The sequence below is a fragment of the Cypionkella sp. genome (genome assembly GCF_034376685.1).
Lineage (GTDB): Bacteria > Pseudomonadota > Alphaproteobacteria > Rhodobacterales > Rhodobacteraceae > Cypionkella.
Genome location: NZ_JAXMJJ010000030.1, coordinates 1 through 11,860, shown reverse-complemented (window position 1 = coordinate 11,860; position 11,860 = coordinate 1). Strand labels below are relative to the sequence as shown.

At 60.2% G+C, this 11,860-nt stretch carries 14 protein-coding genes and 1 pseudogene; 3 read left to right on the top strand and 12 right to left on the bottom strand.

From position 1 onward, the window contains the following. The first annotated feature begins 23 nt into the window (after positions 1–23). Positions 24–707 carry a DsbA family protein gene (locus tag U1A24_RS07245; RefSeq protein WP_322321308.1) on the top strand — a complete coding sequence of 228 codons (684 nt, stop codon included), beginning with the start codon at positions 24–26 and terminating at the stop codon, positions 705–707. A gap of 102 nt (positions 708–809) precedes the next feature. Here the strand turns inward: U1A24_RS07245 and U1A24_RS07240 are convergent, their stop codons facing one another. From U1A24_RS07240 to lnt, 8 genes are all read right to left on the bottom strand, one after another. Further along, complete coding sequence (locus tag U1A24_RS07240; protein ID WP_322321307.1) at positions 810–1,373, bottom strand: L,D-transpeptidase; 564 nt, start codon at positions 1,371–1,373, stop codon at positions 810–812. Positions 1,374–1,832: 459 nt separating this feature from the next. Continuing rightward, complete coding sequence (locus U1A24_RS07235; RefSeq protein WP_322321306.1) at positions 1,833–2,309, bottom strand: DUF411 domain-containing protein; 477 nt, start codon at positions 2,307–2,309, stop codon at positions 1,833–1,835. After that, positions 2,306–3,535, bottom strand: coding sequence for a M23 family metallopeptidase (locus U1A24_RS07230; RefSeq protein ID WP_322321305.1), 1,230 nt, complete (start codon positions 3,533–3,535; stop codon positions 2,306–2,308). Before U1A24_RS07230 ends, U1A24_RS07235 begins: the two co-directional genes overlap by 4 nt. Continuing rightward, positions 3,486–4,028, bottom strand: coding sequence for an SCO family protein (locus U1A24_RS07225; protein ID WP_322321304.1), 543 nt, complete (start codon positions 4,026–4,028; stop codon positions 3,486–3,488). The genes U1A24_RS07230 and U1A24_RS07225 overlap by 50 nt, the downstream gene beginning before the upstream one ends. Positions 4,029–4,066: 38 nt before the next feature. Beyond that, entirely contained in the window at positions 4,067–4,540 is a 474-nt protein-coding gene (locus U1A24_RS07220) for a copper chaperone PCu(A)C (RefSeq protein ID WP_322321303.1), read from the bottom strand. Between the two features lie 3 nt (positions 4,541–4,543). After that, complete coding sequence (locus U1A24_RS07215) at positions 4,544–5,137, bottom strand: SCO family protein (protein ID WP_322321302.1); 594 nt, start codon at positions 5,135–5,137, stop codon at positions 4,544–4,546. Between the two features lie 104 nt (positions 5,138–5,241). Then, positions 5,242–5,415, bottom strand: coding sequence for a hypothetical protein (locus U1A24_RS07210; RefSeq protein ID WP_322321301.1), 174 nt, complete (start codon positions 5,413–5,415; stop codon positions 5,242–5,244). Beyond that, a complete protein-coding gene (lnt, locus tag U1A24_RS07205) occupies positions 5,412–6,938 on the bottom strand; it encodes an apolipoprotein N-acyltransferase (protein ID WP_322321300.1) in 1,527 nt (508 codons plus the stop codon). Before lnt ends, U1A24_RS07210 begins: the two co-directional genes overlap by 4 nt. Positions 6,939–7,250: 312 nt before the next feature. On the opposite strand from lnt, the gene U1A24_RS07200 reads away from it, so the two are divergent. Beyond that, positions 7,251–7,916 (top strand): L,D-transpeptidase, encoded by a 666-nt coding sequence (locus tag U1A24_RS07200; protein ID WP_322321299.1) that lies wholly within the window; start codon positions 7,251–7,253, stop codon positions 7,914–7,916. Positions 7,917–8,039: 123 nt separating this feature from the next. Here U1A24_RS07200 and U1A24_RS07195 read toward each other — a convergent pair whose 3' ends face one another. From U1A24_RS07195 to U1A24_RS07185, 3 genes are all read right to left on the bottom strand, one after another. Next, on the bottom strand, positions 8,040–8,414 hold the full coding sequence (locus U1A24_RS07195) for a hypothetical protein (RefSeq protein WP_322321298.1): 375 nt from the start codon (positions 8,412–8,414) through the stop codon (positions 8,040–8,042). A gap of 72 nt (positions 8,415–8,486) precedes the next feature. Continuing rightward, a complete protein-coding gene (locus U1A24_RS07190; RefSeq protein ID WP_322321297.1) occupies positions 8,487–9,668 on the bottom strand; it encodes a metal transporter in 1,182 nt (393 codons plus the stop codon). Continuing rightward, on the bottom strand, positions 9,665–10,810 hold the full coding sequence (locus U1A24_RS07185; protein ID WP_322321296.1) for a multicopper oxidase domain-containing protein: 1,146 nt from the start codon (positions 10,808–10,810) through the stop codon (positions 9,665–9,667). Before U1A24_RS07185 ends, U1A24_RS07190 begins: the two co-directional genes overlap by 4 nt. A gap of 105 nt (positions 10,811–10,915) precedes the next feature. On the opposite strand from U1A24_RS07185, the pseudogene mntR reads away from it, so the two are divergent. Further along, a pseudogene (mntR, locus tag U1A24_RS07180) lies at positions 10,916–11,378 on the top strand (manganese-binding transcriptional regulator MntR). Positions 11,379–11,387: 9 nt separating this feature from the next. Here mntR and U1A24_RS07175 read toward each other — a convergent pair. Further along, complete coding sequence (locus U1A24_RS07175; protein WP_322321295.1) at positions 11,388–11,603, bottom strand: hypothetical protein; 216 nt, start codon at positions 11,601–11,603, stop codon at positions 11,388–11,390. Positions 11,604–11,860: the final 257 nt, after the last annotated feature.

Below are 11,860 nucleotides of genomic sequence, written 5' to 3'. Positions count from 1 at the left end.
TTGTCCTGATTTCCGGCTTCCTCATGGGCAGCCAAGTTGGCGCCCAAGAGCTATCCGAAGCCAGGGTAAAAGAACTGGTTGCTGAGGCTCTCAGAGAAAACCCAGAGCTTGTCTTGGAAGCCTTGCAGGCCCTGGAGCAACGCCAAGCCGAAGCTGAAGCCAAAGCAGCCCTAAGCGCGCTATCAGCGGAACGCAGCATCCTGGAGCGGGATTCAAACGCGCCGGTTCTAGGGAACCCCGATGGCGATGTCACTGTGGTTGAGTTTTTCGACTACAACTGCCCCTATTGCAAGCAAGCTGCGCCGGAGATTGATGCCCTTTTGGAATCGGACAAGAGCGTCCGTCTTGTCCTTCGTGAGTGGCCGATCCTTAGCGAAGGGTCAGCTTTTGCCGCTCGAGCCGCCTTGGCATCACGAGTGCAAGGAAAATATGCCGAGTTTCATGAAGCGCTCATGAACATGCGGGGCAAGCTTGAAGCCGATACAATCCTTCGCATCGCCGGGGAAACTGGCTTGGATGTCGATAAGCTGCAGGTCGACATGAAGTCCCCCGAGGTCGACGAACACATTGCAACATCGATGAGGCTGGCCGAGGCGCTCGGCTTCAACGGAACACCGGCTTTTGTAATTGGCGATCAGCTCATTCCCGGTTTCATTGAGCGAGATCAATTGACTGAAGCCGTCGCGGCTGCGCGTTCAAAGGAGTGAACGGGCGGCGGTAAAGTGAGGCCACCCCCCTTTGTTCTAGCAACCTGATAAGCAGCAGACCAGAAGCGCGTGCACCTCTACAGATGCCCGGCGCATACGAAATCATAGAACAAGAACCGGAGTTCCCTTCGGGACCTGCTCGTAAAGTTGAATAACGTGATCGTTCAGCATTCTGATACAGCCGTTTGACACTGATTTTCCGATTGAAGATGGCTCGGTGGTGCCGTGGATCCGATAATAGGTGTCCACCCCATTTTGATACAGATACAGTGCCCTCGCGCCGAGGGGATTGGTTGGTCCACCGGGAACGCCATCCGCAAACTTCGCGTAGCGGTCCGGGTCTCGACGTATCATGTCATTTGTCGGACGCCATGACGGCCACTTCGCTTTGCGCTCGATGATAGCGGTTCCCTTGAATTCCAGACCTGCCCGGCCGACTCCGACACCATAGCGGATCGCTCTTTCGGTCTCGAGAATGTGGTAGAGGTAGAACTGGTGAGGTATGACAAGGATCATTCCCGCCGCATACTGTTCGCGCACTCGGACTTCCTTCGGCTGGAACTGCTCAGGCAGAACGAACGGGTCTTCCGTGTGCGCGCGCAAGATGCTTGGTGTCGTCAAAAAAGCTGCTGTGGTGCAGCCTATGGCAGATCGTCTGGTGAACATATGGCCTCCGGGAACCGACTGGGAATGGTGCTGTATCCGTCAGGACCAGCTTCGCGGCGGAGGTAACCTTGGCGAATAGGTTAGGCTTGGCCTTCGTTCCGGCACCAGCACAAAGGTTGACCCAATACTTTTGGGAATATGAGAGCACACCACAGCAGATGGTTCGGTGATCCAGTGGCAAGCGCCATGACTGCTTGTCTCTGCGCACCCAGCACTAATGCAGCCAAGCTCTAAGTCGCCAATACTCCAGACTTCATCTCCCGACTTGTATTCGAACGCAGCGCTAGGAAAACTAACGCAAACCGTGAACAGCCAAAAGAGGAGCAACATCATTCGCATGCGACGATCATATGCCCCCGATGCTAAAACCCCGGTTAGTCAAAAGAACGTGACCGGACGCCATTTCCTGCGTGCATATGAAAAGCCACACAGGTTGAGCCGACCCGCGCGTCGGTCATGTCACGCTGCCGGATAACTTGTATAAACTTCCAGGCTGCCATCCCGGCCAACCAGCAGGACGTCGTAGGCGTCCCGACTGTCTGCTGATCCCATGCCGGGGGAGCCGAAAGGCATGCCGGGCACGGCAAGACCAACTGCATCAGGACGCTCGTCGAGCAGCCTTCGGATGTCCGCAGCCGGGACATGGCCTTCGAGAGCATAGCCGTCAACGGTCCCCGTGTGGCAGGAAAATGCCTTTGCTGGAATGCCTTGGTCCATCTTGAAGCGGATCAGCAACGTTCCCATCGACACCTCATCCGTAACCGTGAAGCCTTGCTCCCGCAGATAGTCGACCCATGCTTCACAGCACTCGCAGCCACGCCCCTTGACGACATGGATTGGCGGTTCTTCCTCTGCGTAAGCTTTGGCGGCAGGGGTTACGGCAAAGGCTGTTGCTGCAAGGATGACCTCGCGGCGGCCGATACGAAATTCCGTCATCCGCGTTCTCCGTCAGTTCCTGAAATGAAGCCAGTTTCGCTGCGCCAGGTGGCGAGCGCATTGAGATCATCTGCCGAAGCGATCTCCTGTTCCGGCAAGGCGTCCTGGTCCTTAGGGTCGACCGGTCTGCCGTCGACACGGACTTCGTAGTGAAGGTTGGGGCCGCTCACGAGACCTGTCGCCCCGACCGCGCCAATCTCGTCTCCAGCCTTGACACGCGTCCCCTCGCGAACGCCTTCGGCAATTTTGGAAAGATGTGCATAGCGCGTGACGACCCCACCGCCGTGATCGTTGTCGTTCGTGGTGCCGTAGCCACGGATCGTGCCCGCAAAGATCACCCTCCCGGCGCCGGTCGCCGAGACTTCGGTTCCCACGGGTGCCGCGTAATCGATCCCGGTATGCATGCGAACCCCACCCAACACTGGATGGTTCCGGCGGCCAAAGACTGACGACAGTCGTGCGCCAAGGATGGGTGCCGCTGAACGCTGCACGGCTTCGCCATCTTCAAAGACGATGACCGGGCCGGCAGCTTCGGTCGCGACGAGTTCGAGGACGCGATCAGTCAGCTCCAGCCGAGCGTAACTCAGGCGCGGCTCTCCCGCGATGGTGCCATCGGGAAGCTGATCTTCCTGCCAGACCAGCGCGAAGGTCTCTCCACCTTTGAGGTCGCGCCTGAAATCGACCTGGCCCGCTAGAAGTGCCGTAAGATCAACCGCAAAGCGTTCCGGTGCATTTCGCGCCATCAAGGCGTCGTAAAGGGTTCCGTCGAGGGTCAAGGTCTCCCACCGGTCCGTCTCACGAACCGGTGGGTCAAGCCGTCGTGCCGCGATCGGCCCGTCGAAGGTGAGAGCGATCTCCACACCATCTTCCACGAAGAGCGACAGCTGTGTCAGCGATGCTGGATCCCCGGACGCCGCAGTCCATTCGATCCGGTGACCAGGTCGCAGGTCGGTCAGGTCATAGACTCCCGAAAGTGCCAGTGCGGCTTCTGCCCGGATCGTCCCGGGGATTCCTGCGTGACCAAGGACGCTGTCCAAAGTGTCACCGGGGGCGATTGTGGCTTCGAATGCCACAGGCAAATGCGCCGTCGGAGGATCGGCCACTGCCTTGAGCGGGGCGAAAGCCGAGATAGCAAGGATCAGAAATGCAGAGCGGATCATCTGGCAGAATGACCTTTCAACTGAGGGTTCGGCGGATTTTTGGAACGGCGAGGCGCCGGTCTTCATGGAAGTCAATGATGCTGGCGAAGCGCCCATCGGGGTGGAACAGAAATACACCGGCGGTGTGGTCCATCGTGTAGTCGCCGCCCTCCTTATCGACGCGGCGATAGGTTGCGCGAAAATCAGCGGCCGCCTGAGCGATTTCGTCAGCAGGGCCCGTCAGCCCCACGATGCGTGGATCGAAGTTGCTGAGGTAATCGGCAAGGACATCGGGTGTGTCGCGCTCTGGATCGACCGAAATCAAGGCCACGATCAGACGATCCGCGTCGGCACCCAGCTCCTCGAGCCAGAGCGATAGGTCGCTCAATGTGGTCGGGCAGACGTCCGGGCACCAGGTAAAGCCGAAGAATAGCATGACCGGGCGACCGGCCCATTCATTGGGTCGGACGGAGCGGCCCTGGTGGTCGGTCAATGTCCAGGTCATCTGACCGATCGGCACGGGCAGGACCTCGCTGCGGGCTGGCCGATTGCGCGTGCGATAGGCCCCGACGCCCAGCATGAAGGCGACGGCTCCGATGGCACCTCCAGCGCCGAGGATTATTGCCCTGCGTCGGCGCAATCCGGACCCTCCGCGCGCAACGAGAGGACATCGACATTCACGGTAACCTCACCAGCCTTTTCGAAGGAAAGGGTAACCGGAAAGCTGTCGCCCTCCTTGAGGGCTGTCGTCAGCCCCATCAGCATGCCGTGGTAACCCCCCGGCGCGAGCTGCACACTCTGACCAGTCGGCACCGGCACTGACATCGCATGCGGCATCGATGCGATGCCATCCTGTACGACAGTCTCGTGCAACATCGGCATTCCGGCTGCTGGCGTCGCGATACCAACCAGCGCATCGTCGGACGTCCCGGTGTTCTTGATCTCCACATAGAACACGCCGGGTCGTCCCGCGCCGATCGTCGCCTTGGACCAGGCGTGTTCAATGGTAAGATCGCCGATGGTCACGGTCTCACAGGCCATCGCGGCAGGCGCAGAGAGGATTAGTGCTGTGACAAGAAGGAAGTGTTTCATGGGTCAAAGTCTCGATTGAAGGTCGGAAAGGATGTCGGCGGCCGGAGTGCCGTAGGTGAATTGGCGAAGCCATTCACCATCGGGGCCAATTAGGAAAAGGCCGGGACTATGGGCCATGGAATAGCCGTCGGGCGCCGCGGCATCGTTCTCGCGTCCGTAGAAAATCTTGAAGCTTGCAGCCGCAGACTTTGTTTCCTCTTCGCTTCCTGCCAAACCAAGGATCGCTGGATGAAAGGCCTTTGTGTAGTCAGCCAGCCCCAGACGCCTGTCCCGTTCGGGATCGATCGAAATGAAAATCGGCTGCACCGATCCCGTGGCAGATTCAAGATCATCCATGACCTGCGCGACTTCGGAGAGCGTCGTCGGACAGACATCCGGGCAGCTTGTAAAGCCGAAGAACACCAACAGGAACTTTCCGCGGAATTCGGCTGTCGAGCGGATGCGGCCTTCGCTGTCCGCAAGCGCGAAGGCAGGCGTAAAGGCAGAAGCTGCTGCTGGAGTTTCGTCTGTTGCAGGCCACCACCGCACCGCTGAGAAGGTGACAGCCGCCGCAGTGGCGGCGATCAAAAGGATGATCTGCAGAGAACGAAGACGCATGAAGAGTCCATAAGATGATAGCAACATGGCGTCTAGAACCTCGAGCAACTAGAGGTTCAACCGACAAAAAGGTGAGGATTTCAGGACCGGCAAGGTTTCGCCGATCAGGCTGCCCCAAGATACCTTGCGAGGGCGATTCCAAGCAGGGTGCCGAACAGCCCGAAGGCGATGGCGAAGCCTGCGCCGTACTGCAGGCGGTCGAGAGTCTTTCCGCCGCGCCGCCGTGCAACGAGGTAACCCCAGAGGAATCCGATGATTGCGCAGAGCGGCCCGATCATTTCGATGCACTTTTTAGGTTTGCCTGTTGCCGCCGGGCCCAGTAGCCACTGATCACCCATGAACTGAGCATGAGAAAGAGAAGCGCCCAGTCTCCGAAGCGGGCGTAGACGGTTGCGGGCAATGGGCGGGGCAAGCGGATGTCGATCACGCCTGACGTGTTGATTTCGAGCATCGCCAATGTTGCCCCATAAGAATCAACCACCGCCGAAATTCCCGTGTTGGCGGCCCGGACGAGAGGCAGGCCCTCTTCCACGGCCCGCATACGGGCCGATGCCAAATGCTGCCATGGACCGATCGAGGCGCCGAACCAGGCATCGTTTGTCGCGTTGAAGATCCAGTCCGGTCTGATCGCATCATCGACGACATGTCCGGGAAAAATGATCTCATAGCAGATTGCGATCCCCGCATAGGGGTGTGGGCCGAACGCCAGTGTCCGGGGCCCTGGCCCCGGCGTGAAGTCTCCGAGCGATTGAACCAGACGCTGGAGGGGCAAAAGACTGCGCCACGGAATGTACTCACCGAACGGAACGAGATGATGTTTGGCATAGCGCGTCAGAATGGTACCGTCGGGAGAGATAGCAAGCACGGCGTTCCGGTAGACTGTCCCGGCCGCGGTTTCCTCCCGTTCCGGGCTGCCTGTCAGCAAGATGCCGGTTTCGGGCAAGAGCCAGCCCAACATCGCCCTTGCGCCGGCATCCTCAACCAGGAACCCTGGCCAAGCAGTTTCCGGCCAGAGCAGAATGTCGAAGTCGCCGGGCCGGGCCGAAAGCGCGATGAGTTTCAGAATGTTCGCGTCTCGGGCGGCATCATCCCACTTGGCACTTTGTGCGATGTTCGGTTGAACGACACGGATTTGCGCGCCGCGCTCTGACGGCCCATCGGCGAGCAGCAAGCGCGTTGCACCAAATCCGGTCACCGACAAGGCGATTGCGCCCGCTGTGGCGAGGCGGCTGATGTGGTTCCCGTTGGCAACCGAGACAAAAGCCAGTCCGGCCAGCGCGGCGCAGAGCACCAGAAGAAATCCCAGGCCGTAGCTTCCGACGACCGAGGAAGCCTGCGCGGCGATCGGCCAGTCAGACAGTGTGTAGGCAGCCAGGTTCCAGGGAAACCCGGTGAGAGCATGCCCTCGCAGCCACTCCGTGGCGGTCCAGCTTGTCGCCATCGAGAGCGCCAACGGCAACCCGGCGCGTTCCATCCGTGCCGCCAGAGCGCAGGCCAGAGCAGGAAAGACCGACAGAAGCGCGGAAAGACCAAGAACCGCCGGCAGAGCCAACCAACCGAACCGGTCCGCCTCAACTTGAAAACTTTCGGTGATCCAGAAAAGCCCGGGCACGAATTGACCGAGGCCGAACAAGTATCCCCGCCTGAACGCGATGAAACCGGATGCGCCACGCACCAACACTGTAAGCAGAGCGAAGGCAATCAGCGCAAGTGGCAGGATCGAGTATGGCGGCAGGGCAAAGACAATGCAGGCTCCAGCCAGGGCAGAGGATACCAGACCCGCCAAGCCTCGCAGGTTCATCCTGCTCGAAATCCTTTGTTCCTCCGATGTGGCCAAACTTGACACCGCCTCCCGATTTCATCGAGAGGGCTAGCTGCTCTAGCAACTAGAGGTGCAACAAATGGTTTGATGCATCACGGCATTGTCAGGTCTAAGGGGCACATCGCATGATTTCCTTGCCCATGCAGGCTGCGAAACAGCTCGGCCTTACAAACAGGTGTCCGGTCACACAGACTTGACTGGACACGAGGCGCGCTTTTCTCAACGGCATATTGAACGGTGCAGGTGTATTCGACGGCTCCGCGCTGCAGTATCCAGAAGAAAGCTAGGCTCATGTTCACACGACGCCACTTCATTGCCACGACAGCCGCATTGTTTTCGGCACCGATTTCCGCCCCGGCTTTCGCTTCATCGCACATGCAAGACCAGTGGGCAGCTTGGGATGCTGAGGTCACCCCGTCAGGCTATGACCCTGCCACGACCAACCCATGGGGATTGCATCCTCGCCTCCTTCCGACCCGCGTCGAAGCGCGTGCCGGGTTGGTGCCAGGCGATGTCCATGTCGACGCGATTGCGCGGTATCTCTATCACATTCAGGCTGACGGCACGGCGATGCGCTACGGCGTCGCTATTGGCCGGGACGGTCTTTACGAACCCGGAACATATACAATCCGGCGCAAGGCAAAGTGGCCGAGTTGGACCCCCACGCCAGCCATGATCGAACGCGAGCCGGAAATCTATGCGAAGTTCGCGGATGGCATGGACCCTGGCCCAGCCAACGCCCTGGGATCGCGGGCGCTTTATCTTTTCGTCGGCAACCGCGACACTTACTTGCGGATCCACGGGACGCCCCTTCCACGTTCGATTGGTAGCCGCGCAAGTTCGGGCTGCGTGCGCATGGTCATGGCACACATCAACGATCTGTTCGACCAGGTCGAGACCGGCGTGACCGCCTATCTCTATCCCGCAGAAGAGGGAAACGTGGCGACGACCAGCTAAGGGAATCGCTTGGGCCTTCGCTTCATGGAACGCTAGATGCGCAAGTTCGACCTACCCACAACCGCGTCGCTGACATGCGGTTTGTTATCCTTGCTGCCGGCGCGCGCCTGAGCAGCAGTACTGTCAGCTCGAAACGGCGGGTTTGGCGGAAGCCTGTGTGCAGATTGGCCTTCCTTCGACCGTTCGCAACGGCAGCAGTGTCGTTTCAACCGGCCCGACATGGCGGTACCAGTAACAGCCGTCCTCAGGCTTAAGGATCACTTCCTCAAGATTCTGATAGGGTGCAGCAATCAGCGCGACACCTTCGGGCAGTTCTTTGAGAAATCCCGTGGATTTGTCGGTGGCTTGATCGATCGGCACAGTGCAGGCCCCGAGCGCCAGAAGAGCGACAGCAACAAGGACTGGCCGACACTTTCTCAGGACGCCGGTCGTCGTGGTGCCAATCGGCTGGGAGGCGTCGCCCGGTTGTGTTGCCCCGAAACTTTCAATTCTTAACATCGAACACTCCTGCTTTCTATGTCGCCGCGAGCGTGAACCTTGCCATAAGGCTTTGGTTAGTTGCCGCAGGGGTCATACTTTGATCAGCGCTGCTGTCACATACATGAAGGCGATACCCCCAAGGAAGCCACCGAGGACGGCCGGAGAGAACAGGATCGCCTGTCGATCAATGTTCTGACGCCGCAGATAGGCCGTGACCTCGACCATCACCTGCAGAATGGCACCGGCACCGACCGCAAGTGCCAAGGCTGACCACTGTGGCGCATAGGCGAGGCTGCCGACCCAGATGCCAAGCACAGCCGGTCCACCTGCCAGTAGAGTCAGCGCAGCAAAGCTCCAAAGCGGCGGGCGGATGCGCAGCATCGGTGCGGCGATGCCGATGCCTTCGGTCACGTTGTGCAGAGCAAAACCGAGGACGAGAAAGGTACCCAAGCCCGCTGCACCGGCGGCGAACGCACCGCCAATGGCCAGCCCCTCGCCGAAGTTGTGCAGCCCGATTCCGAGCGCGATGTAGAAGGCCAATGCCAGCCCCTCGGGTCGCCCACGCCAGCGCCCGATGGCCATCAGCAACAGGAAACTGGCCAGCGCCGACAGCCAGACCATGGCAGAACCTTGGAACATTGCTGCCGCTTCGGCTGCCAGTTCTGTAGCCTCGCCCATCATGTCCAGAAGCAAAAAGGCCAGCATCCCCACCGTCAGCGCGAGCACAAAGTTCATGCCGGTGGTGCCAAAGCCGCGCATGGCCGGGTAGAACATCAGACCGAGCGCCACCGGTAGCAAACCGACCAGCGCTCCCACCAACGCCTGCATGCGGAACTGTCCAGCCGTGGCCTTTGGCGTCGGCACCGCGACGGCGATCTCATGTCCGAAAACAGTGCCTGTGTTCGACACCATAGCAACATGATGCGCTTCGCCCAGAACCCAAGGATAGGGGATCTGCACCCAGACGGCGCTACCGCGCGAAATCGGCCCAGGCGGGTTCTGCGTGAAGGTCCAATAGGCGTCATCGACGGCAACCTGGGCGATCTGCATTGCCTCTGAGCCGCCTGCCCGCAGCAGAAGCTGGATGCCGGTCTGGTCGAGAACGGTTCGCTCTACCGTCAGGGACTCAACAGGCGGCGCGCCGTTGTTGAAGCTGCGAAGTGGATCGAGTGACGCGATCCAGACGAAAGACCCAAGAATGGCAGCCAGCGGCAAAAGTACCAGCAGGAGCCGGATGGCAGTGGGGCGGGTGGGCTGGCTCTGGTCGCTCATGCGCCCGGCCCCCGCACGTCGAACATGCCCACCCAGCCAAGTTCGGTGAATTCGGATTGATGCGCGTGGAACATGTACATTCCGTCCTCGTGGTCGGCAAAGCTGAACTCGAGAATGCCGCGTTGCGCCTGGCACTGCATGATCAGATCGACGGTGCGCAGCGTTGGCGTCAGCTGCGTGCCGGTGTCGTAGTAATCGAAGAAATTTGCGTGCAAGTGAAACGAGTTGATTGGGTCGAACTCGGTCGCGTTTACCAGATAGACCCGCACAGGCCTCGTCTTGTCGATGCGGATCGGTACGTTCATGTAGGCTTGGCCGACCGTGTTGACGGCATAAACCTCATTGCCGCCGTCGAAATTGGTGTCGAAGGCATTCATCACCATCGCCAGTTCCTGCCAGTTGGCATTCTCGGGACTGCCAAGGACACGCGAGGCGGCAACGGCCGAAAGCGCCGGATCGGACTGACGTGCGGGGTCCGGGTCGATCACGAAGAGGCCATACATGCCCTTGTGCATGTGCCGTTTCAGCGGCAGGGCATGGCAGTGGTAAAGATGGCAGCCGAAGGGCTTGGCATCGAATTCGTAGATGAATTCCTCCCCCGGGCCAATCAGCCCGGCCCCCGGAACTCCGTCCATTCGCGCCGAGTGGATCCCATGGAAGTGCATGGAATGCGGGTGCGAGCCATAATTGCGGAAGATGATCTTCAGCCGCTCGCCTTCCTTGGCTCGCAGGGCCGGGCCGGGGACGCGTCCGTTGAACGTCCAGGCAGGAAAGAAGATGCCGGGGGCGATCTCAATCTCCCTGTCGACGGCAGAGACCTCGAAAGTGCGCAGGGTTCGACCGTCGGGCAGAAGTGCGGTCGTTCCAGTATCCCAGTCCGTCAACATTACCGACGGATCAAACCCGTTCGCGTCGTGGTCGACGCGCCCGACCGTCGTCATGTTGCCATGCGCCATGCCGGACATCGGTGCGGCGTAAGGATCGGCCGATATCGCCGACATATCGTGTCCCGCCATCGGGTCAGGTGCGGTTTGCGATCGTGCCGTGCCGACGGCAATGGCTGCGCCACTGGCGGCGGCCAAGCCCCCGACGAGCAAGGCGCGCCGTGACGGATCAACCTTGGTGGTTTCGTCGGCAGGCATGGATGGGACTTCCCGGACCGGGCACCAAAGTCTTGGCGCGAAATGTTAGACAAGGCTAATAATCTGCCCACAGGGTTTACCTGTCAACCTAGATCGTGCGAGACTATGACCACAGTGCATGTTGATCCTCATGAAGTCCTGCCCGCTGCCAGTGACGACCGATCTCCCGACCCGCGCGCGGAGGCATTTCAGGGCGTGCGCGCAGCGCGGCGAAACGAGCTGGCCGAAGACTACGTGGAGCTGATCGCCGAGTTGATTCACAGCCACGGCGAGGCGAGGCCCGTCGACATCGCCACCCGAATGGGTGTCACCGCGCCGACAGTGGCCAAGACGCTGGACCGGCTCGCCCGCGATGGTCTGATAACCCGGGCCAAGTATCGATCGATCTTCCTGACGGAGCAGGGCAGGGCGCTGGCCAAGGAATGCAGGCACCGACATGAGATCGTGTTGCGGTTCCTGCTCAGCCTCGGGCTTGATGCGGAGACGGCCGAGCGGGACGCCGAGGGCATTGAGCACCACGAGCGAGCGGACGCTGGAACTGTTCGCGGCCTTCGTTTCGCGAAACTGACCTGGCGCGTCAGGCATTCTCCACCGCAAAGCGCACATCGGCGATCAGGCTTTCGGCACTGAAGTTCTCCAGCCGCTTGCCGTTAAGGAAGAAGGTTGGCGTCTGCCGGATGCCCACGGCTTCGACATCGGCCAGGATGCCGGCGATGCCCGGGAACAGTCGGTCACTTTCCGCCTTTTCAATACCCTGTCCCGCAGCCACGGTGATTTCCCTGGCCACGTCCATTTGGATGATCCTTGTACGGGCCAGCCCGGCCGCTGTTCCAACGGCGCATCCAGCACCGGTTCGAACTTGTCCCGAATCCGTGCGGCCTCGAAGATGCGCACGGCTTCGTCCGAGCCTTCGTGGAACACCGTGTAGCGCAGCACGACTCGGACCTGATCCGTACGTCCGATCGGCTTTGGGAACTCGAGCAACAGAAGTAAAGCTGATCCTGCACGCTGTGTACTCGCATCAGCGAATATGCGGCGCGCAATCATTCC

Coding starts and splice junctions, on each gene's coding strand:
- U1A24_RS07210 (WP_322321301.1), bottom strand. CDS start 5,415: ATGATCGGGCCGCTCTGCGCAATCATCGGATTCCTCTGGGGTTACCTC.
- U1A24_RS07245 (WP_322321308.1), top strand. CDS start 24: ATGGGCAGCCAAGTTGGCGCCCAAGAGCTATCCGAAGCCAGGGTAAAA.
- U1A24_RS07195 (WP_322321298.1), bottom strand. CDS start 8,414: ATGTTAAGAATTGAAAGTTTCGGGGCAACACAACCGGGCGACGCCTCC.
- U1A24_RS07240 (WP_322321307.1), bottom strand. CDS start 1,373: ATGTTCACCAGACGATCTGCCATAGGCTGCACCACAGCAGCTTTTTTG.
- U1A24_RS07175 (WP_322321295.1), bottom strand. CDS start 11,603: ATGGACGTGGCCAGGGAAATCACCGTGGCTGCGGGACAGGGTATTGAA.
- U1A24_RS07220 (WP_322321303.1), bottom strand. CDS start 4,540: ATGAAACACTTCCTTCTTGTCACAGCACTAATCCTCTCTGCGCCTGCC.
- U1A24_RS07215 (WP_322321302.1), bottom strand. CDS start 5,137: ATGCGTCTTCGTTCTCTGCAGATCATCCTTTTGATCGCCGCCACTGCG.
- U1A24_RS07190 (WP_322321297.1), bottom strand. CDS start 9,668: ATGAGCGACCAGAGCCAGCCCACCCGCCCCACTGCCATCCGGCTCCTG.
- U1A24_RS07235 (WP_322321306.1), bottom strand. CDS start 2,309: ATGACGGAATTTCGTATCGGCCGCCGCGAGGTCATCCTTGCAGCAACA.
- U1A24_RS07185 (WP_322321296.1), bottom strand. CDS start 10,810: ATGCCTGCCGACGAAACCACCAAGGTTGATCCGTCACGGCGCGCCTTG.
- U1A24_RS07230 (WP_322321305.1), bottom strand. CDS start 3,535: ATGAAGACCGGCGCCTCGCCGTTCCAAAAATCCGCCGAACCCTCAGTT.
- U1A24_RS07225 (WP_322321304.1), bottom strand. CDS start 4,028: ATGCTGGGCGTCGGGGCCTATCGCACGCGCAATCGGCCAGCCCGCAGC.
- lnt (WP_322321300.1), bottom strand. CDS start 6,938: ATGAACCTGCGAGGCTTGGCGGGTCTGGTATCCTCTGCCCTGGCTGGA.
- U1A24_RS07200 (WP_322321299.1), top strand. CDS start 7,251: ATGTTCACACGACGCCACTTCATTGCCACGACAGCCGCATTGTTTTCG.